The sequence below is a fragment of the Micromonospora sp. DH14 genome (assembly GCF_029809455.1).
GTDB lineage: Bacteria > Actinomycetota > Actinomycetes > Mycobacteriales > Micromonosporaceae > Micromonospora > Micromonospora parva.
Map to the genome: position 1 here is coordinate 505,022 of NZ_JARVKT010000001.1, position 19,211 is coordinate 524,232.

The 19,211-nt window shown below is 71.0% G+C and carries 17 protein-coding genes; 16 read left to right on the top strand and 1 reads right to left on the bottom strand.

Annotation, left to right across the window (positions count from 1 at the left end; translation table 11 throughout):
* Positions 1 to 10: 10 nt before the first annotated feature.
* Genes QCZ28_RS02345 through QCZ28_RS02395 form a run of 11 tightly spaced genes read left to right on the top strand, consistent with a single transcriptional unit; the run spans position 11 to position 10,301 of the window.
* Positions 11 to 196 (top strand): hypothetical protein, encoded by a 186-nt coding sequence (locus QCZ28_RS02345; RefSeq protein WP_030329330.1) that lies wholly within the window; start codon positions 11 to 13, stop codon positions 194 to 196.
* Complete coding sequence (locus QCZ28_RS02350; protein ID WP_279514989.1) at positions 189 to 1,067, top strand: RimK family alpha-L-glutamate ligase; 879 nt, start codon at positions 189 to 191, stop codon at positions 1,065 to 1,067. The genes QCZ28_RS02345 and QCZ28_RS02350 overlap by 8 nt, the downstream gene beginning before the upstream one ends.
* Positions 1,064 to 2,092 (top strand): N-acetyl-gamma-glutamyl-phosphate reductase, encoded by a 1,029-nt coding sequence (argC, locus tag QCZ28_RS02355; protein ID WP_279514990.1) that lies wholly within the window; start codon positions 1,064 to 1,066, stop codon positions 2,090 to 2,092. The genes QCZ28_RS02350 and argC overlap by 4 nt, the downstream gene beginning before the upstream one ends.
* The gene (locus QCZ28_RS02360; protein WP_279514991.1) at positions 2,083 to 3,930 is read left to right on the top strand and encodes a M20/M25/M40 family metallo-hydrolase; all 1,848 of its coding nucleotides are present in this window, start codon (positions 2,083 to 2,085) and stop codon (positions 3,928 to 3,930) included. The genes argC and QCZ28_RS02360 overlap by 10 nt, the downstream gene beginning before the upstream one ends.
* Positions 3,930 to 4,703: a 1-deoxy-D-xylulose-5-phosphate synthase N-terminal domain-containing protein gene (locus QCZ28_RS02365; protein ID WP_279514992.1), complete on the top strand. Its 774-nt coding sequence runs from the start codon at positions 3,930 to 3,932 to the stop codon at positions 4,701 to 4,703. Before QCZ28_RS02360 ends, QCZ28_RS02365 begins: the two co-directional genes overlap by 1 nt.
* Positions 4,703 to 5,611: a transketolase gene (locus QCZ28_RS02370; RefSeq protein ID WP_279514993.1), complete on the top strand. Its 909-nt coding sequence runs from the start codon at positions 4,703 to 4,705 to the stop codon at positions 5,609 to 5,611. The genes QCZ28_RS02365 and QCZ28_RS02370 overlap by 1 nt, the downstream gene beginning before the upstream one ends.
* Complete coding sequence (locus QCZ28_RS02375; RefSeq protein ID WP_279514994.1) at positions 5,608 to 6,489, top strand: family 3 encapsulin nanocompartment shell protein; 882 nt, start codon at positions 5,608 to 5,610, stop codon at positions 6,487 to 6,489. Before QCZ28_RS02370 ends, QCZ28_RS02375 begins: the two co-directional genes overlap by 4 nt.
* Positions 6,486 to 7,388, top strand: coding sequence for a sulfotransferase (locus QCZ28_RS02380; protein ID WP_279514995.1), 903 nt, complete (start codon positions 6,486 to 6,488; stop codon positions 7,386 to 7,388). The genes QCZ28_RS02375 and QCZ28_RS02380 overlap by 4 nt, the downstream gene beginning before the upstream one ends.
* On the top strand, positions 7,388 to 8,170 hold the full coding sequence (locus QCZ28_RS02385) for an SDR family oxidoreductase (RefSeq protein WP_279514996.1): 783 nt from the start codon (positions 7,388 to 7,390) through the stop codon (positions 8,168 to 8,170). Before QCZ28_RS02380 ends, QCZ28_RS02385 begins: the two co-directional genes overlap by 1 nt.
* Positions 8,167 to 9,057, top strand: coding sequence for a sulfate adenylyltransferase subunit CysD (gene cysD, locus QCZ28_RS02390; protein WP_279514997.1), 891 nt, complete (start codon positions 8,167 to 8,169; stop codon positions 9,055 to 9,057). The genes QCZ28_RS02385 and cysD overlap by 4 nt, the downstream gene beginning before the upstream one ends.
* Before the next feature lie 2 nt (positions 9,058 to 9,059).
* Complete coding sequence (locus QCZ28_RS02395; RefSeq protein ID WP_030329308.1) at positions 9,060 to 10,301, top strand: GTP-binding protein; 1,242 nt, start codon at positions 9,060 to 9,062, stop codon at positions 10,299 to 10,301.
* A gap of 110 nt (positions 10,302 to 10,411) precedes the next feature.
* Here QCZ28_RS02395 and QCZ28_RS02400 read toward each other — a convergent pair whose 3' ends face one another.
* The gene (locus QCZ28_RS02400) at positions 10,412 to 13,030 is read right to left on the bottom strand and encodes a LuxR C-terminal-related transcriptional regulator (RefSeq protein WP_279514998.1); all 2,619 of its coding nucleotides are present in this window, start codon (positions 13,028 to 13,030) and stop codon (positions 10,412 to 10,414) included.
* Between the two features lie 255 nt (positions 13,031 to 13,285).
* Between QCZ28_RS02400 and QCZ28_RS02405 the strand changes: the two genes are divergently transcribed.
* Genes QCZ28_RS02405 through QCZ28_RS02425 form a run of 5 tightly spaced genes read left to right on the top strand, consistent with a single transcriptional unit; the run spans position 13,286 to position 19,186 of the window.
* Positions 13,286 to 14,485 carry a glycosyltransferase gene (locus QCZ28_RS02405; protein WP_279514999.1) on the top strand — a complete coding sequence of 400 codons (1,200 nt, stop codon included), beginning with the start codon at positions 13,286 to 13,288 and terminating at the stop codon, positions 14,483 to 14,485.
* Between the two features lie 15 nt (positions 14,486 to 14,500).
* The gene (locus tag QCZ28_RS02410) at positions 14,501 to 16,141 is read left to right on the top strand and encodes an AMP-binding protein (RefSeq protein ID WP_279515000.1); all 1,641 of its coding nucleotides are present in this window, start codon (positions 14,501 to 14,503) and stop codon (positions 16,139 to 16,141) included.
* Positions 16,141 to 17,292, top strand: a complete 1,152-nt coding sequence (locus tag QCZ28_RS02415) for an acyl-CoA dehydrogenase family protein (protein WP_279515001.1) — start codon at positions 16,141 to 16,143, stop codon at positions 17,290 to 17,292. Before QCZ28_RS02410 ends, QCZ28_RS02415 begins: the two co-directional genes overlap by 1 nt.
* A complete protein-coding gene (locus QCZ28_RS02420) occupies positions 17,289 to 18,842 on the top strand; it encodes an aldehyde dehydrogenase (protein WP_279515002.1) in 1,554 nt (517 codons plus the stop codon). Before QCZ28_RS02415 ends, QCZ28_RS02420 begins: the two co-directional genes overlap by 4 nt.
* On the top strand, positions 18,839 to 19,186 hold the full coding sequence (locus tag QCZ28_RS02425; RefSeq protein WP_279515003.1) for an SRPBCC family protein: 348 nt from the start codon (positions 18,839 to 18,841) through the stop codon (positions 19,184 to 19,186). The genes QCZ28_RS02420 and QCZ28_RS02425 overlap by 4 nt, the downstream gene beginning before the upstream one ends.
* Positions 19,187 to 19,211: the final 25 nt, after the last annotated feature.

Consider the following 19,211-nt stretch of genomic DNA (forward strand, 5'->3'; position numbering starts at 1 on the left):
GAGGGATCCCATGTCCAATCTGACCACCGCACCGGTCTGCCTGGAGTGCGACACCGAGGTCGTCGTGTCGACCGAGGCGGAGCTGGGCGACATCCTGTCGTGCCGCGGCTGCGGCCAGGAACACGAGGTAGTCGAGGTCACGCCCGCGATCCGGCTCGACCGCGCACCGGAGATCGAGGAGGACTGGGGTGAGTGAGACGGCCGATGTGCTGGTCTCCGTGACCATGGTGCGCCCGGAGGAGCGGCTGCTCCTGGGGGCGCTGCGGGCGACCGGGCTGACCGCGCAGTCGGCGCTGCCCCGCCATACCGCCGCCATACTCAACAACGCCGCGCCGCGGCCCCGGATGGTGCTGCTGCGCAACGTGTCCCACCGGGAACTGGCCTCGATGGCGGCCCGGTTCGAGCACGCCGACATCGAGACGCTGAACACGCCGCGCGCGGTGCGGCTGTGTCTCGCCAAGGACCTTCAGGCGATCGCCTTCGCCAACCACGACGTCCCGCACCCGACGACGCACGTCGCGTTCACCGTCGAGCAGGTTCGTGGCTACGTCGACGAGCTCGGCGGGGACGCTGTCGTCAAGCCGATCAGCGGCTCGTGGGGACGCGGGATCGTCCGCATCACCGACGAGGCGCAGTTCGACGCCTGGGCCGGCGGCCGGGAGGCGTTGGACCCGGCCGGCAAGGAGTTCCCCGTCGTGGTGCAGCAGTACGTGCCCAAGCCCGGCTTCAACGAGCGGGTGCACGTGGTGGGGGACCGTCCGATCGTGGCGTACCGCCAGGTGGGCGCCGGTCTGCGCACCAACACCCACCAGGGCGGCGCCGTGGAGCCCATCCCGATCTCGGACCGCGCCCGCGAACTGTGCGCCCGGGTCGTGGCGTGCTTCGGCCCCGGGTTCTACGGCGTCGACCTGGCCGAGTCCAGGGAGACCGGCGAGATGTACGTGCTGGAGGTCAACACCAACCCGGACTTCGCCCAGTCCTCGAAGATCCACGGCGTTGACATCGCCGGCCACGTCGCCGCGTACGTGCGGGACGCGGTGTTCGCACGGGCGGGGGTGGCGGCGTGAGCGAGCACATCAGCGCCGCCGTCCTCGGTGGCAGCGGGTTCATCGGAGCCGAGCTGATCCGGCTGCTTGCCGCCCACCCCCGGGTGGTGCCGACGTTCGTGTCCTCGGCCCGGCACGCCGGTCAGCGCGTCGGGCAGGTCGTGCCGGGGTTGCGCAACACGTCGATCGGCGGGCACCACATGCGCAAGCTCGACGAGATGCCGGACGTGGACGTCGCGTTCGCCTGCCTGCCCAACGGCGTACTGCCGTCCGTGCTCGACGACGTGGCCAACCGCGCCAACGTCGTGATCAACCTGGCCGGCGACTACCGGCTGCGCCAGACGGACCAGGTCGAGCGCCACTATCCCGCGTCGGCTGGCGGCTGGCGCCAGCCCATCCCCTACTACATCCCGGAGTTCGCGCCCACCCCCACAGAGCCGGTGCTCAACCTGCCGGGCTGCATGGCGGCGGCCACCATCTACGCGCTCTACCCGCTGTTCAAGGCTGACCTGGCGGCGGAGGACGTGGTGGTGGACGCCAAGTCGGGGTCGAGCGGCAGCGGCACCGGCAGTGTCGAGCACCCGGCCGTACGCGACGGGAACGTTCGGGTGCACCGGCTGCACGGGCACCGGCACGCCCCCGAGGTGCGCCAGGCCCTCAACGACCTGACCGGTCGGGCTCCGGACCTGCAGTTCTCCACCTTCAGCCTGCCGGTCGCGCGCGGCGTCATGGTCTCGGCGTACGGGCGGCTGAAGCCCGGTGCGGGGGAGAGCGACGTGCGCCGGGCGTTCGCCCGGGCGTACGCCGACGCGCCCTTCGTGCGGGTGGCGGCCGGGCGGTCCCCGATGGGGATGCCGATGCTCAAGACGGTCGTGGGCGCCAACGTCGCCGAGGTCGCGGCGGTGGTGTCCGGTGACCGCTGGGTGGTGGTGTCCGCCCTGGACAACCTCATCAAGGGCGGCGCCGGCCAGGCGGTGCAGACGGTGAACCGAATCCACGGAATGGACGAACGGCTAGGACTCCCGGAGGCCGGCGGATGGCCGTGATGAATAACAAGGCGTTGGCGGGGATCTTCCCCTACCGGCCGCTGTACGTGGTCAAGGTGGGCAGTTCGAGCCTGCGGCACGCCTCCGTCTACGACGACCTGGCCGCGCTGAGCGCGGGCGGTGCCCGACTGTTGCTGGTCGCCGGCGGCGCGGCCGACATCGCTGACTACTACGCCGGTATCGAGCGCCCGATGCGGATGCTGCGACTGGCCTCCGGCGACGAGGTGCGGTACTGCCCGCCCGACGAGATGCCGCACATCGTCGCCGCGTACGAACAGCTGACCCTCCCCCGGATCCGGGAGAACCTGGGCCAGCGTGAGTTGACGGTGTTCGCCGCGACGGCCACGCCGGAAGGGCTGGTCACGGGTACCCCGAACCGGCCGCTGCGGGTGGTCGAGGGTGACCGGCAGCGGCTGGTCCGCGACCACCGGGCCGGCGCGGTCTCGGCGGTGGACGTGGCGCGGCTGCTGTCCCTGCTGGACACCTTCGACGTGGTCTGCGTGTCACCGCCGGTGACCGCGAGCGACGGCGGCGCGCCGATCAACGTCGATGCCGACGTGCTCGCCGCCGAGGTGGCGAACGCGCTCGACGCCGATCACCTGCGCCTGGTGACCGGCACCCCGGGCCTGCTCGCCGACCCGTCCGACCGCACCAGCACCCTGCCGCACCTGTGCAGTGGTGAGGGAATGGCGTACGCGAGCGGACGGATGCGGCAGAAGGTCCGGGCGGCGGAGCTGGCCCTGAAGGGGACCGCGGACGTCGCCATCACCGGCCCGCACACCGCCAACACCCACGGCGGTAGCCGGTTCTGGCGGGCCGCCGCACCGGAGCCGGACCTGGACCTGCTGACCCGCATGGTGGAGATCTCCTCGGTCTCCGGCGGCGAGCGGGAACTGGCGCTGTACCTGCTGAAGTGGCTGACCGAGAAGGGCGTGCACGCGGTCATCGACCCGGCCGGCAACCTGGTCGCCACGCGCGGCAGCGGGCCACGCCGGCTGCTGATGCTCGGCCACCTGGACACCGTCCCGTACCGCTGGCCGGTGGCCTGGGACGGTGCCTCGTTGACCGGGCGGGGCTGCGTGGACGCCAAGGCCAGCCTGGCCGTGTTCCTGCAGACGCTCGTGGAGTTCGAACCACCCGAGGGTGTCACGGTGCGGGTGGTCGGCACCGTGGAGGAGGAGCGGACGGCGTCCGGTTCGCTCTACGCGCGTGACCACTACCCGGCGGACGCGGTCATCATCGGCGAGCCCAGCGGCGCCGGCGCGGTGACCATCGGCTACCACGGCGTCTGCAAGGTGCGGATGGATGTCGCCCGGACCACCGGTCACACGGCGGGCAAGGAACGGCGGACCGCCGCCAGTTCCCTCGTCGACCTCATCGGCGAGGTCGAGGCCGAGGTCGGCAAGTGCAGTCCGGAAGCGTTGTTCGCGGTGCTCGACCTGGCCTCGGGCGGCTCCGGTGGCACGCAGACCGCCTCGGCGGTGCTGGACGTCCGGGTCCCACCGGGAACCGAACTGGACAGCATGCTGTCCGTCTTCGAGGACGGTGAGCTGCTGCTCGCCACGCCGCCGGTGAGCACACCCCGGACCGACCCGCTGGTACGGGCGTTCACCCGGGCGCTGCGCGCGGCGACCGGTGACGCTCCACGGCTGCTCGCGAAGAAGGGGAGCAGCGACATGAACACGCTCGCCAGCAGGTGGCGCGGCGTTCCGATGGTGGCGTACGGGCCGGGAGATGCTCACCTGGACCACACGCCCGACGAGCGGCTGTCAGCCGACGAGTACCGGCGGGCGCGGACGGTGTTGTCCGCTGCCGTACGGGATTGGTGTGTGCGGTGATGGACGAGATCGATCTGCTTCGGGAACAGGCCAGCCAGGCGCGCCGGCTGGTGGTCGACATGGCGGCCAGCGGGGTCGGCTGTCACCTCGGCGGCAGCCTCTCGGTGGTGGACATCCTGGTCGCCGCGTATGCCGTCGCCCGGTCCCAGCCGGGCACGGAGGTCGTCCTGAGCAAGGGCCACGCGGCGGCCGCCCTCTACGCGGTGCTGCACGAGGTCGGCGTCATCGAGGAGAACCCGGCGCCCCGGTACGGCCGCGCCGGGTCGCCCTACACCGGACATCCCGGCCCGAAGGTGCCCGGCGTCCGGTTCCCCACCGGCAGTCTCGGCCACGGGCTCGCGTACGCGGTCGGTTGGGCCCTCTCCCGACGGTTGCTGAACCGGCCGGGCGGGGCCATCGCGGTGGTCGGTGACGGCGAGTTGCAGGAGGGCCTGGTCTGGGAGGCGCTACAGGTGGCCCAGGCCAAGCGGGTCAGCGGACTCACCGTGGTGGTGGACCTCAACGGTGGCCAGAACGACGGTTACGTCTCGGACATCTCGCCACTGACCGACCTGCCGGCCCGGCTGGCCGCGTTCGGGTTCGAGGTGGCCGAGGTCGACGGGCACGACATCGAGAAGTTGGTGCGGACGATGGCACCGACCGACCGGCCGCTCGCGGTGCTGGCCACCACCGTCAAGGGCAAGGGCGTGCCGGCCACCGAGGGTAAGGCCGGCTCGCACTACGTGAAGATCAGTCCCGCGCGGGCACGGCAGTGGAAGGCGGCGATCCGGTGATGACGGCCACGGTGTCCGCGCGGGAGGCGTACCGGCTCGAGCTGACCGAGCTGGCCGCGGACGACCCGCGCATTGTGTGCCTGGAGGCGGACCTCGGCGGCCCCAAGCACTGTTTCCAAGACCGGTTTCCCGACCGGTTCCTGAACCTCGGTATCGCCGAGGCGTCCGCAGTGGACATCGCGGTGGGGCTCGCCTCAGCCGGGCTGCGGCCGTTCGTCAGCACGTTCGCCACGTTCGCGGCGCTCCGCGCGGGGGAGAGCGTCAAGCTCGGCCTCGGGTACCTCGGGGCCCCCGTGGTCCTGGTCAGCCCGTACGGCGGGGTGTCCGGCGCGTGGTTCGGGCCGACCCACCACTGCCTGGAGGACCTGGCGGTGATGCAGAGCCTGCCGGGTGTGCGGATCGCCGTACCCGCCGGTGAGGCCGAGACCCGCGAGGCGATCCGGGCCGCCGCCGACGGCGACTGGCCGTGCTACGTGCGGCTGGGCCGCAACGAGGTGTTCGACGCGTCGTTCGCCCCGGCCGGTCGGGGCGCTGTCACCTGGTTGAGCCCGATGGGTGGTGACACCTGCGTCGTATCCATCGGGGAGAAGCCGACGGCGCTGTGCCAGGCCGCCACCGAGCAGCAGCCGGACCTCGGCCACGCGCACCTGTGCTGGGTGGACGAGGAAAGCCTGACGCTCGCCCTGCCGCAGCTGGCCGACGCGCGACGGCTGGTCGTCGTCGAGGAGCACCGCGCTGCCGGCAGCGTGGCCTCCACCCTTGCGCTGCTGCTGCCCGACCGCGAGGTGCTGAGTGTGAACGCCGGCGCCGACTGGCCGGCCGAGGGCGGCAACCACGACGAGACACTCGCCGCGTTGGGGCTCACGACATCCGCGGTTCTCAGCGCTGTCCTGAAGGGGAGAAGATGACCACCACGATGCAACCCAGCGCCAGCGCGCTGGAAGTGACCCGACAGACGCTTGCGGACCCCACGCTCGCCCGGCGCAGTCCGGGTGAGGAATTCGCCATGTCGGTTGCCCGGGTGCAGAACGGCGACGACGTGGTGGTGCCGATCCGGGCACACCTGACCGCCTCGTTCCCGCTGTTCAAGAGCCGCCCGCGCTACACCGTGCGGCACCTGTTGAAGGTGGCCTCGGTCTCCGACCAGACGCTCGCCTACGTACGCGAGGCTCCGAAGAACGAGTACGCGAACGCGGGCACGGCGTACGCCAGCACCCCGGAGGCCACCTTCGAGCCGACGGTCGAGTACGCCGAGCTGACCGAGCTGAGCGTGTCCGTGCCCCTGCCCGCCGACCTGCGGCACGAGCCCGCGTTGCTCGCCGCGTTCATCGACTACCGGGTGCTGGTCCGGATGGGCGTGGTGGAGAACCAGGCCCTGCTGCACGGCACCGCCGACGGTCGGATCGCGGGGCTGCTCAAGCTGCCCGAGATGCGCAGGTCGACCATTGGCGGCGACCTCGGTGCGGCGTTGACCGCCGCGGCGGGGGCGGTCGAGGAGACCGGTGGTTCCTGCGACGGCATCGTCGTGCACCCGGCCCATTACTGGGACCTGGTCCGCGACGGGCTGCTCGGCCGACTCGCCGAGGCCGGCATCAAGGTCTCGCGTACCCGGATGATGCCGCGCGGTCAGGCGCTGCTCGGGGATTTCCGGGCCGCCGTGACGCTGCTCGACCCCAGCCGGTCGTCGCTGACGCTGCACGGCGACGTCGTGGAGGCCCGCACCTCCGTGGGCCTGGCCGTGCACCTGCCCCAGCACTTCCTCCTGTTGACGGACGGTCAGCGATGAAGGTCATCTACATCACCGGCTGGCTGCGCAGCGGCAGCACCATTCTCGGCAACGTCCTCAACGAGCTGCCCGGCGTGCTGCACGCGGGCGAACTGCACTACCTGTGGAAGAACGGCCTGCTGGACAGCGGCACGAACTCCCTGTGCGGGTGCGGCGAGCAGATCCGGCAGTGCACGCTGTGGTCGTCGGTGATCGCCACGTTCGGCGACGCCGAGCCCACCAAGCTCGCCCGCCAGATGATGTCGTCGCAGCAGGCCGGCCTGCGGACCCGGCACACCCGCGCCCGCCTGGCCGGTACGCCCGCGCACGTCACCCAGGTCCTGGACCGCACCGTCGCCGTCTACCAGGAACTGGCACGGCGGGGCGCCGAGCGGGCGGTGGTCGACAGCTCCAAGTACCCGGCCGAGGCCGCTGCCCTGCTGCGCCGCTCCGACGTGGACGTGCGGGTGCTGCACATCGTCCGTGACCCGCGGGCCACCACCTACTCGTACCAGCGCGGCAAGCGGTACATCGAGCCGATGAGCCCGGCCCAGAGCACGGCGAACTGGGTGGGCTTCAACGTGGCCTCCGAGTACGTCGGCCGGGCCGCGGCGGGCCGTTATCTCCGGATCCGACACGAGGACCTGACCCGGCAGCCCCGTGAGGTGCTGGCCGATGTGCTGCGTTTCGCGGGGCTCGACGACGAGCCACCGGTGACGGAGGAGGGCAAGGTGACCCTCGGCACCAACCACACGGTCACCGGCAACCCGGATCGGCTCGGTCAGGGCACGGTGTTGATCCGGCCGGACGACCGCTGGCGTACCGAGCTGCCGGCGCTGCCCACCGCCACGACCACGGCGCTCGCCCTGCCCCTGCTGCGCCGCTACGGGTATCCGACGCTGGCGCGAAAGGTGGCGTGATGGATCTCGGACTGTCCGGGCGGACGGCGTTGGTGGCCGCCGCCAGCAGCGGCCTCGGGCTGGCGGTCGCTCGTGCGTTGGCGGCCGAGGGCGCGAACGTGTCCATCGCGGCCCGCGACCCGCAGCGACTGGCCGCGGCGCACAAGCTGGTCGACGAGGCCGGCCCTGGGCGGGTGCTCTCCGTCGAGGTGGACGTCCGTGACGACGCGGACGTGACGCGCTGGGTGAACCAGACGGCCGAGGAGTTCGGCGCGCTGCACGTCGTGGTCACCAACTCTCCCGGCGTGCCGCACGGCCAGGCCGACACGTTCACCGTGGACGACTATCGGCAGGGCGTCGAGGGGTCGTTGCTGCCCCACATCTCGATCACGTTGGCGGCCCTGCCGCACCTGCGCCGGGCCGGTTGGGGACGGATCCTGCTGATCACCTCGGAGGCCGTACGTCAGCCGCTGCCCGGCACCGCGATGTCCGCGACCGCCCGGTTGGGCGTGCTCGGTTTCGCCAAGGGTGTGGTCCACGCGGTCGGCGCCAGCGGCATCACGGTGAACGTGCTGGCCCCCGGCGTGCATCAGACGCCGGCCTTCGAAGGGTTCGTGGCGGCGCGGTCCGCCGTCGACGGCGAGGCCGCGCTCAAGGAGATCATCGCCGAGGTGCCGCTCGGCCGGGTCGGGCAGCCGGCGGACTTCGGTGCGCTGGCCGCCTTCCTCGCCAGCGAGCAGGCGGGCTTCGTGACCGGCACGGTGCTGCTGGTCGACGGCGGAAACACGCGAGGTGTCACATGAGTCTGGAAATGCTGGAAGCAGAGTCGATCCACATCATCCGCGAGGTGGCCTCCGAGTTCGAGCGGCCGGCGCTGCTCTTCTCCGGCGGCAAGGACTCGATCGTCATGCTCCGCCTGGCGGAGAAGGCGTTCCGGCCGGCGCCGATGCCGTTCGCGTTGGTCCACGTCGACACCGGGCACAACTTCCCGGAGGTCCTCGACTACCGCGACAAGCGCGTCGCCGAGCTGGGCGTGCGACTGATCGTGGCCTCGGTGCAGGACTCGATCGACTCCGGGCGGGTGATCGAGCCGACCGGACGCCGGGCCAGCCGTAACCGGCTGCAGACCACCACGCTGCTGGACATCATCGCCGAGCACCGCTTCGACGTGGCGTTCGGCGGAGCCCGACGCGACGAGGAGAAGGCCCGGGCCAAGGAGCGCATCTTCTCCTTCCGGGACGAGATCGGCCAGTGGGACCCGAGGAACCAGCGCCCGGAGCTGTGGAACCTGTTCAACACCCGCATCCGGCCGGGCGAGCACATCCGGGTCTTTCCGCTGTCCAACTGGACGGAACTCGACGTCTGGCGCTACATCGCCAGCGACGAGCTCGACGTGCCGCCGATCTATTTCGCCCACCGGCGGCGGGTGTTCGAGCGGGACGGCATGCTGCTGGCGGAGAACCCGTACCAGGCGCCGGACCCCACTGAGGTGGTGTCCGAGGAGACCGTGCGGTACCGGACGGTCGGTGACATGACCTGCACGGGAGCGGTCCTCTCCGGCGCGCGGACGGTCGCCGACATCATCCAGGAGGTGGCGACCACCAGGATCACCGAACGCGGCGCGACCCGGGCTGACGACCGGACCAGCGAGGCCGCCATGGAGGACCGCAAGCGGGAAGGGTACTTCTGATCATGGACATCCTCCGGTTCGCCACCGCCGGCTCGGTGGACGACGGCAAGAGCACACTCATCGGACGGCTGCTCTACGACTCCAAGTCCACCTTCACCGACCGGCTCGCCGCGGTGGAGGACGTCAGCCGTCGGCGGGGCGACGAGTACACCAACCTCGCACTGCTGATGGACGGCCTGCGGGCGGAGCGTGAGCAGGGCATCACCATCGACGTGGCGTACGGCTACTTCGCCACGCCCAAGCGCAAGTTCATCCTCGCCGACACCCCCGGCCACGCCCAGTACACCCGGAACATGGTGACCGGCGCCTCCACGGCGGACCTGGCCATCGTCCTGGTGGACGCGACGAAGGGCATGGTCGAGCAGAGCCGGCGGCACACGTTCCTGCTCGGCCTGCTGGGCGTGCCGCACCTGGTGGTCTGCGTCAACAAGATGGATCTGGTCGGGTACGACCAGGGCGTGTTCGACAGTATCCGGGCGGAGTTCTCGGCGTTCACCACGAGGATGGCCACACGGGACGTCACCTTCGTGCCGATCAGCGCGCTGCACGGGGACAACGTGGTGAGTCGCTCGACAGAGATGCCCTGGTACGAAGGCACCTCCCTGCTGCACCACCTGGAGAACGTGCACATCGCCTCGGACCGCAACCTGGTCGACGTCCGCTTCCCGGTGCAGTACGTGATCCGCCCGCAGTCCAGTGCCTGCCCCGACTACCGCGGTTACGCCGGTCAGGTCGCCGGTGGGGTGCTGCGCCCCGGTGACGAGGTCATGCACCTGCCCTCCGGGCTGACCACCCGGGTCGCCGCCATCGACGGTCCGGACGGGCCGGTCGATGAGGCCACGCCGCCGATGTCGGTGGTGCTGCGGCTCGCCGACGACCTGGACGTGTCCCGTGGGGACATGATCTGCCGGCCGCACAACGCGCCGGCCGTGGTCCAGGACATCGACGCCATGGTCGTCTGGATGAACGAACGGGCGCTCCGGCCGCCGGCTCGGCTGTTGCTCAAGCACACCACCCGGACCGTGCGCGCGGTCATCCGGGACCTGCAGTACCGGCTCGACGTCAACACACTGCGGCGCGATCCCGATCCCACCGAGTTGCGGTGCAACGAGATCAGCCGGCTCCAGCTGCGGGTGACCCAGCCGCTGTTGTGTGACCCGTACTCCCGCAATCGGCTCACCGGTTCCTTCATCCTCATCGACGAGGAGACGAATCACACGGTGGGCGCCGGCGTCATCAACTGACGCCCGGCACATCGTCCGAGCCCGCGGCCGTCCCCACCCGGGTTTTCCCGGTGGGGACGGCCGCGGGCTCGGTTCGCGACCGGCTCCGGTCACTGAGCGGCGGCTCAGTCTCAGGTCTGCGGCCGGGTGAGCAGCACGCTCAGCGCGCCGAGCTCCCCCCGGTTGGTGATGCCGAGCTTGCGGTAGACCCGGTGCAGGTGGTTCTCCACCGTCCGCACCGACAGCACGAGGGTTCGGGCGATCTCGCGGCTGGACAGCCCTCCGGCGGCGAGCTCGGCGATCTCACCCTCCCGGGGCGTGAGGCGCGGAGGCGCCAGCGCTGACAGCGCGGGTGAGCGGGGGATCTCGTCGCAGTGGCGCATGAACATGAGGGCGCGGGCGGCGGCGGTGGACGCCATGGCCAGGCGGCCGTCGGACCGGTGCCGCTCGGACTCCTCGGCGGCGGCCTCCGCGGCCAGCAGCGGGCTACCCATCTCGGCGAAGTCGGCGGAGACCTCCGCGAGCGCCGCCGCGTCACCCTCCGCCATCGCACGGGCGTGCAGGGCGTACGACTTCCCGAGGAGTCGCCCGGACTGGCCCGCGAGCGTCCGCAGCCGGTCGGCGGCGGGTCGCGGAGCGCCCAGGCGCGCCGCGTCGTGCAGGGCCAGCGTCTCGAAACCTGCCGAACCCCGGTCCCGGGCCAGCCGCGCGGTCCACTGCGCGTGCGCGGCCGCGTCGCCGTGCCGCGCGCCGATGACCCAGGCGCGGTTGAGTTCCGTCCAGGGGCTCAGCAGCCGCAGGGACACCCCGTCCAACCGGTCGGCCTCGGCCAACGTGCTGGCCGCGGCGTCGGGTTCGCCGGTCAGCGCGTAGCTGTGCGCGAGCAGCCCCAGCAGCACCGCCAGCATGTTGTTCGACCTCTGCTCACGGGCGACCGAGATGCCCTCGCGGCACCAGGACGCCTGGTCCCGCAGCTGCCCCCGCATCCGGGCGACCAGGCCGCGCAGCAGGCACGACACCAGGGTCGCGAACTGCCACCGGTTGGCGAGCGCCCGTTCGTAGCTGGTGCGGGCCCGCTCCTCCGCGGCGGCGAACTGCGCGGTCCACAGCATGCCGTGCACGGTGCCCAGGTCGGCGAGAACGGAGAGCCACGGTGCCTCGTCCGGCCACTCGCCGGCCAGCAGGTCGAGTCCCTCGTGTGGGCGGCCGGAGAAGACCATGGCCAGACCGGCGGCCACCTGGGCTTCCGGCTCGTCCGGCGCCCCGGCGGCGAACTCCAGGGCGTCCTTCGGGGCGTCCGAGAGAGCACGCAGCAGCGCCTGCCGGGCGACCAGCCGCCGACGGGCGACCGGGTCGACGACGTCGTCGACCGCCGCTGCCAGCAGCGCCTCGGCGGGCCCCTGCCGGTCGAGTCCGAAGTAGAGGTTGAACGCGCGCACCATGGCGACCCGGGCGCGGTCGAAGTCGCAGTCCAGCCGACCGAGACCGGACAGCGCGGACTCGGCGTCCGCCGGGCGGCCGGCGAACAGCAGGCCGTAGCCGAGCGGTTCGATCACCGCCGTCCCCCGACCGGCGGCCAGCTCGCGCTGGGCCAGCTGCCCGGCGAGCTCGAAATCCAGTGCCGACCGTGCCGCCCTGGCGGCGACCGCCGTGTTCTCCGGGGACGGCCGCTGGCCACAGGCCAGCTGCCACCGTACGGTCCGCGCGAGGTCGACCGGATCGCGGCTGCTGGCCTCCATCAGGCTGGCGCACTGACCGAGCCACCGTCGCGCGCGCAGCCGCGGCGTGACGGCACGCAGGACATCTCCATAGATCGGGTACGTCAGACGGGCGAGATCCTGGCCACCGCTGCGCTCGATAGTGATGAGACCGTGGGCTTCCGCTGCTTCCAGCACGTCAGCGGAGACCATCTCGCCGAGCACGTTCGGGCCGATCGGCTCGGTGACGGCGAGCAGCTCCATGGCGGAACGGCATTCCGGCGACACCGCCGCGAGCCGCTCGTCGATCAGGCCGGTGAGCCAGGACGGGATGGCGAACGGGCCCCGGAGCATCCACATGCCGTCCTCGGTCACCAGCCGGTTCGCCTCCAACTGCGCGGTCAGCAGCTCGCGTACCAGCAACGCGTTGCCCGCGGTGGCCTCCCAGAACCGCTGAACCAGTGCACCTTCCACCTGGCCGGACAGCGCCTCACCGAGGATCTGGTGGACGTCGTCGCGGCTGAGCGGGCCAACCTCGATCCATTCGGCCAGCCCGTCGGTCCACAGGTCCGCGATCGGGCGCGGCAGCCGCCGGTCGGGACGCACCGCGGCGAGGAGGAAGAGTTCGCCGCGCCGGGCGAGCTGCACCGCCAGCGCGGCGGATGCCTCGTCCAGCAGGGGAGCGTCGTCCACGACGAGCGTCAGACGGCGCTTGCCGGCCGGCTTGAGCAGTGCCTCGGCCGCGACCCGGAGCGCGTCGCCCGTGAACGGTGAGCGGAGCAGCCCGGAGGGTAGATGTTCGGCGAGCGCGCCGAACGGGACGTTGGCGGTCGCCACGGTGGTGACGGCCCGGATGACGTGGTGTCGCGCGGGGTCCGCCCGGTGGGCGGCCTCGGTCTGCAGCCGGCTCTTGCCCACGCCTTCCGGGCCGATCAACGCGATGCCGGCGGATCCGCGCCGGTCGGTCGCTGCGCAGATGCGCCGCAGCTCTGAGTGCCGGCCAGCGAAAACATCTCGGAGGCGGTCCCTGATCGTTACCTCGGTGGAATCCACCGGCCCACTGTCTTATTGGTCGCTATCGATCGGCTTTCATCAAACCATCACCCGGGTCGCCTATCGCCGAACCGCGAGGCCAGCGCGCTCCTGAGTACCGAATGCGGTCCCTGTGTATCGAGCAGCAGGAGCGGTTGAGTACTTCGTCGCGATAACCCGGTAGCGATGAGCGAGCCTTTCCCGCAGAGGTTTCCCGATATCGTCGCCACTGCCGGCAAGCCCGACCAGAATCAGCTCTCGTGAATTGGGGCGATAATGTCGTATCTGAAGCCGACCGATCCTGCCGTACTGGCGAAGGCCGTCGCTGACAACCTCGTCGTCGCGGCCGACCCCGACGCACCCGCCTCGGGCCTCTACTACTGGGAGATCTCCCGGCCCTGGCGGGACAAGGTCGTCGACGCCGTGCGGACGTGTGGAGCCGACGCGATCCGTACGTTGGGTGAGAGCCTGCTGGCCGACCCGACGGACCACCGACGGTACTGGGCGCTGCACGCGGCGCTGGCGGAGCGGCACGGCCGTGACTCCGCAATCGACAACATCATGCACCTGGGCTGGCGCGCGGAGTGCAACTCGCGCCTGGGTCACGTGCTGAACGAGGACTACACGAACGACGCCGTCCCGGTGACGGTGGAGGAGATGGCCGCGTTCGACCCGGGGCCGCGGCTGCCCGACGGCGCCGCGCCGGAGGTCCTCGTGGTGATCCCGTTCCACAGCCGGCTGGAGGGCGGCGGCGAGCGGCTGCGCAACCTCCTGGCGTGCCTGCGCTCGCTGCGTGACCAGTCGTTGCCGCGCGAGCAGTACCAGGTGACGGTCGTGGAGAGCGACGAGCAGCCCCGCTGGCGTGACGTGATCAGCCGCTTCGCGGACAACTACATCTTCGCCCCCAAGAGTGGGGTGTTCAACAAGTCCTGGGCGATGAACGTCGGCGTCGCGAACACGCCCGGAGACACCGAGATCATCTGTCACATGGACGCCGACGTGCTGGCCGACCGTGACTTCCTAGCGCGCAACGTCGACCGCATGCGCGAACCCGGCACGATGGGGCACCTGCCGTACCGGGACATGGTGGCGATGGACTACCCCGCCACCTGGCGGGCGATCCGCGAGCGGCTGCACGGCGGCGCCGCGGCGCCCGACCCGCGGCGGCTGCGCGCCTTCACGCTGCGCCGTGGGCCGGGGCTGTGCTTCTTCGCCCGTGCCGAGCTGTACTACCGGACCGGTGGTATGGACGAGCGCTTCCAGGGCTGGGGCGGCGAGGACATCGAGTTCAACTACCGCTTCGGTTTCGACGCGGCGTACGACGCCTTCGACGAGCCGCTGCTGCACATGCGGCACCCGTCCTACTCCGAGCTTCGCGGTGACGGCAAGTTGATCAACGCGCACCTCGTGCCGGGCAGCTGGCAGCCGACCCGGCCGATCGGTCAGCTCGACCAGTTCGCCCCGGCCAGCGTCTAACGTTCGGAGGACGGCGTGACCACAGAGACAAGTACGGCGGTCCGGCGACTCCAACCCGCCGGACCGCACGACGACAGGACCATGCTCGACCATCTCCGGGAGGCCGTGGCCCGGCATCCGCAGCGGTCGGCGGTGATCTGCTGGCACGCCGACGGCCGGGCGACCGAACGGCTGACCTACGCACAGTTGGGTGCGACGGTCGAGCGGTTGGCGGCCGGGCTGGCGAGGCTCGGCGTCCGGCGCGGCGAGGTGGTGACGCTGCAACTGCCCAACTCGTGGCAGCTCGTCGCCCTCGCCCTCGCCTGCGCGCGGATCGGCGCCGTCGCCGGTCCGGTGGCGCCGATCATGCGCCGGCGTGAGCTGGAATTCATGACCCGGCTCACCGAGAGCCCGGTGTACGTGGGGGCGGCCTCCTACCGTGGCTTCTCGTACGACGAGATGAGCGCGGAGGTGGCGGCGGCGGTGCCCTCCCTGCGCCATCGCATCCTCATCGGTGAGCCGAGCACGCCGGGCGCCCTCGACTTCGACACCGACCTGCTCAACCGGGCCTGGGAAGACGAGGTGCCGCCCGGTGAGCTGGACGGCCGCGAAGCCGGCCCCGACGACCTGGCCCAGGTCATGTTCACCTCCGGCACGACTGGTGAGCCGAAGGGCGTCATGCACAGCCACCGGACGCTCTACGCGATCAACCAACGGCAGATCGAGGTGCTGGGGCTGACCAGCGACGAGGTGACGGCGATGGGCTCGCCGACCACCCTGCAGGGTGGATACACCTGGAACTTCGTCATGCCGCTGCTGCTGGGCGCGAGCGCGGTGCAACTGGACACCTGGGACCCGGCGCTGATGCTGCGGATCTTCGAGGCGGAGCGGGTGACGTTCTTCTACGGGGCGCCGACGTTCCTCAGCGACCTGATCCACGAGCAGCGACGCAGTGGGCGGGACGTCGGCGCACTCAAGGCGTTCGGCACCGGCAGCGCGCCGGTGCCACCGGTCCTCGTGGAGGAGGCGCGGGAGGTCCTCGGCTGCCGGGTCTACGCCGTCTGGGGCATGACGGAGAACGGCTGCGTCACCGTCACCCGCCCGGAGGACCCACCGATGCGGGCCGCGGAGAGCGACGGCACACCGGTGCCCGGCATGGAGATCCGCATCGTCGACGAGAAGACCGGCAGACCCGTCGAGAAGGGTGAGGTCGGGCGGCTCCAGGTACGGGGCGACAACCAGTGCCTGGGCTACTACCGCCGTCCGAACCTGTACCGCCAGTCGCTGACACCCGACGGGTGGTTCGACACCGGCGACCTGGCGCGCGACGACGGACACGGTGGCATCCGCATGGTCGGCCGCCTGAAGGACGTCATCGTCCGGGGAGCCGAGAAGGTGCCGGTGGTCGAGGTGGAGGCAGCGCTGCTGCGCCACCCGGCGATCCGGGAGGCGGCCGTCGTCGGTTATCCGGACCCACGGCTCGGGGAACGGGCGTGCGCGGTCATCGTGCCGGACGGCGAGGCGCCCTCCCTCGACGAATTGCGTGCCCATCTCACCGAGCTGGGCATGGCCAAGCCGTACTGGCCGGAGCGGATCAGCGCGGTCGACGAGCTGCCGAAGACGCCGTCGGGAAAGGTCCAGAAGTTCGTTCTGCGGGAACGATTGAAGGCGACGTGATGGATTTCTCTCTTACTGCTGATCAGCGCGCGCTGGCCGAACGGGTGCGCACTTTCACCGAAAAGCGAATAACGCCGTTCTATCAGGACAGCGACCGGCAGGGACAGTTCCGCCCCGATCTCCTGCCCGAGTTGGCCGCCGAGGGCCTGTTCGCACTGCGCGTCCCGGTCGAGTACGGCGGGCTGGGGTTGGACGCGGTCAGCACCGGCGTCGCCCTGGAGGAGCTGGCCCGGGGTGACCTCACCGCGTGCTACCCGGTGCTGAACGCCGCCCTGGTGGCCGGCATCATCACCGCCAACGGAACCCCGGAGCAACGCTCGCGCTGGCTGCCGGCGATCGCTCGCGGGGACGCCGTGGTGGCGTTCTGCATGACTGAGCCCAGCCACGGGACCGACGCGGCCGCCGTCAAGCTGCGAGCCGAGCCGAACGGTCCGCGCGACTGGCGGCTCGTCGGCGAGAAGACCTCGATCATGCTGGGGGCGTACGCCACCCACGGGATGATCTTTGCCCGTACCAGCGACGCGCCACGTGCCCGTGGAGTCACCGCCTTCTACGCCCGGTTGGACGACCAGCACGTCGTGCGGTCAACCCTGCGTGACCTGGGCAGCCGGTCCGGCGGTCGGTCAACTCTGGTCTTCGACGGCCTGCCGGTCCAGGTGTCGGACGTGGTCGGCGAAACCGGACTCGGCTTCGCCCAGGGCATGCGCGGCTTCGACTACTCACGGGCGCTCATCGCGCTCATGGCGGTCAGCGTGGCACAGGCCGCGCTGGACGACGCCATCTCGCACGCTCAGCACCGGCGGGCGTTCGACAAGCCGCTCGGCCAGTTCCAGGGGATCGCCTTCCCGCTCGCGGAGTGCGCCACCTATCTGCACGCGGCCCGGCTCGTCGCGTACGAGGCGCTGTGGCGCAACGACGCCGGGCTGGAGCACCGCCTGGCGGCGAACATGGCGAAGTGGTGGGCGCCGAAGGTGGCCGTCGAGGCGACGCACCAGGCGTTGCTGACGCTCGGGCACTTCGGTTACAGCGAGGAGCAGCCGATCGCACAGCGGCTCCGTGACCTGATCGGCACCCAGCTCGCCGACGGCACCGCCAACGCCACCAAGCTCGTGGTCGCACGGGAACTGCTCGGGCGGGAGTACGCGCCATGAGAACATTCCCGTCCTATGTGGCCGGCAAGGACGTCGAGTCGGACCGGCACGTCTACGGCATCTCGGCGCGTGCGGCGCTGGAGGACACCTTCGGTGCGTTGAGCCTGAAGCGGCGGCTGGAGGCCGGTGGGTCCGGTGCCGAGGACGATCCGCGCATTGTCGGACGGTGCGCGTTGGCCGACCCGCAGACCGTCCAGCAGGCGTTGACCGCAGCCGCCGCCGCCCAGCCGGAGTGGGGCAGGACGCCCCTGCGTACCCGGTTGCGTCTGGGCGAGGCGATCCGCCGGCGGCTCGTCGCGACCCGCGAGGAGTTCGTGGAGCTGATGGTCGCCGAGGGACGGCCGCGCACCCCGTCGTACGCCGAGATCGACGGGTTGCTGCACATCTTCAGCGAGCAGACCCTCTCGTGGTGCGCGGAGCTGCTGCACCGTGAGTTCTCGCACGACGGCAGGCGGATCGTGGTGCGCCGCCGTCCGGACGGGGTCGTCTGCGTGGCGCCACCGCAGAACGCGCCGCACTCGAACGCCATCTACGGCGCGGCCGCCCTGCTCTCCGGCAACACCGTGGTGATCCGGGCACCGCGCAGTCTGCCGCTGGGCGTGATGTACGCGATCCGGGAGATCATCGCCCCGGCCCTCGACGAGGTGGGTGCGCCACCGGGCACCGTCAACGTCGTGTGCGGACCGCCGATGCTCGACGACTGGCTGGCCAGCCCGCACGTCAACGACATCATCTACTTCGGCGGCAGCGAGAAGGGGCTGGCGTTCCAGAACGACTGCATCGCCGCCGGTAAGAAGCCCATCCTGGAGCTGGCCGGCAACGACTGCGCAGTGGTCTGGCGGGATGCGGACCTCGACGTGGCGGTCCGCGCGCTGACCGAGGCGTTCAACGCCTCGGGGCAGATCTGCAACGTGCCCAACCAGGTCGTGGCGCATCCGGCGATCGCCGACGAGCTGCTTGACCGGCTCCGGGTCGCCGCCGGGCAGATCCGACCCGGCTACCCCGACGACGAGGGCGTGGAGCTCACCCCGGTCCTGGCCCAGCGCGGCTTCTTCGCGGTGCTCGAGGAGGCACTGGCCGGTGGGGCCCAGCTGGTGTGCGGCGGACGCCAGCTGGAGGTGGACGGGTCACCGTCCGACACCGGCTACTTCCTGGAACCGACTGTGGTGCGCGTCGACGGCCTGGCGCGCAGCCGCGAGCTGTCGGTGGTCCGCGCCGAGACGTTCTTCCCGCTGCTACCGGTGGTGGTTCCCGAGCCGGGCCGCGGTGACGACGCGCTGCTCGAGGATGTGCTCGACTTCGTCAACACCAACGCGTACGGCCTGCGCAACTCGTTCTGGTCGGCTGACGAAGCGGCGGTGGAGCGCTTCGTGGGTGGCGTGACCAACGGCGGCGTCATCAAGGTGAACGACGAATCGCACTCCGGCTTCTTCCCGTACCTGCCCTCGCACGGCGGCACCGGCCTCACCGGCGGCGTCTTCGGCGAAGCCAGCTACATGATGATCCGGACGACGCATCTGCAGGCGGTCTCACTGAGGAGCGGCTCATGAGGACGATTCGGGTGACAGCCGGAAGTGCAGTGTCGGCGGATGCCGCGTTCGATCGGATCAGGCAGTTCGACGATGAGTGGACGGTGCCGTTCCGCGGTGGGGCGATTCACTGGCGGCAGCGGTCCGAGCCGGCACCGGGCGAGCGCCGTATCTCGTTCACCCAGACCGATGGCGATTTCCGCAGCATGTCCGGCGTGTGGCGGACAATTCCCGCGGCCGAGGGCTGCGAGGTGCTTTTCGAGGTGACGTACGACGTCGGGGTGCCGATATATGACCGGATCCTCGACCCGCTGATCGAACGGGTGCTGTCGAGGGCTGTCCGGAGGGCGGTCTCTGACTTCTAGGCGCGTCCGCACAGCATGAAGGTGG

What these genes read in the sequence shown, in the direction of transcription:
- QCZ28_RS02345 (WP_030329330.1), top strand. Translation starts at nt 11, where the DNA reads ATGTCCAATCTGACCACCGCACCGGTCTGCCTGGAGTGCGACACCGAG.
- QCZ28_RS02385 (WP_279514996.1), top strand. Translation starts at nt 7,388, where the DNA reads ATGGATCTCGGACTGTCCGGGCGGACGGCGTTGGTGGCCGCCGCCAGC.
- QCZ28_RS02380 (WP_279514995.1), top strand. Translation starts at nt 6,486, where the DNA reads ATGAAGGTCATCTACATCACCGGCTGGCTGCGCAGCGGCAGCACCATT.
- QCZ28_RS02415 (WP_279515001.1), top strand. Translation starts at nt 16,141, where the DNA reads ATGGATTTCTCTCTTACTGCTGATCAGCGCGCGCTGGCCGAACGGGTG.
- QCZ28_RS02375 (WP_279514994.1), top strand. Translation starts at nt 5,608, where the DNA reads ATGACCACCACGATGCAACCCAGCGCCAGCGCGCTGGAAGTGACCCGA.
- QCZ28_RS02425 (WP_279515003.1), top strand. Translation starts at nt 18,839, where the DNA reads ATGAGGACGATTCGGGTGACAGCCGGAAGTGCAGTGTCGGCGGATGCC.
- QCZ28_RS02370 (WP_279514993.1), top strand. Translation starts at nt 4,703, where the DNA reads ATGACGGCCACGGTGTCCGCGCGGGAGGCGTACCGGCTCGAGCTGACC.
- QCZ28_RS02405 (WP_279514999.1), top strand. Translation starts at nt 13,286, where the DNA reads ATGTCGTATCTGAAGCCGACCGATCCTGCCGTACTGGCGAAGGCCGTC.
- QCZ28_RS02365 (WP_279514992.1), top strand. Translation starts at nt 3,930, where the DNA reads ATGGACGAGATCGATCTGCTTCGGGAACAGGCCAGCCAGGCGCGCCGG.
- QCZ28_RS02360 (WP_279514991.1), top strand. Translation starts at nt 2,083, where the DNA reads ATGGCCGTGATGAATAACAAGGCGTTGGCGGGGATCTTCCCCTACCGG.
- QCZ28_RS02395 (WP_030329308.1), top strand. Translation starts at nt 9,060, where the DNA reads ATGGACATCCTCCGGTTCGCCACCGCCGGCTCGGTGGACGACGGCAAG.
- QCZ28_RS02420 (WP_279515002.1), top strand. Translation starts at nt 17,289, where the DNA reads ATGAGAACATTCCCGTCCTATGTGGCCGGCAAGGACGTCGAGTCGGAC.
- cysD (WP_279514997.1), top strand. Translation starts at nt 8,167, where the DNA reads ATGAGTCTGGAAATGCTGGAAGCAGAGTCGATCCACATCATCCGCGAG.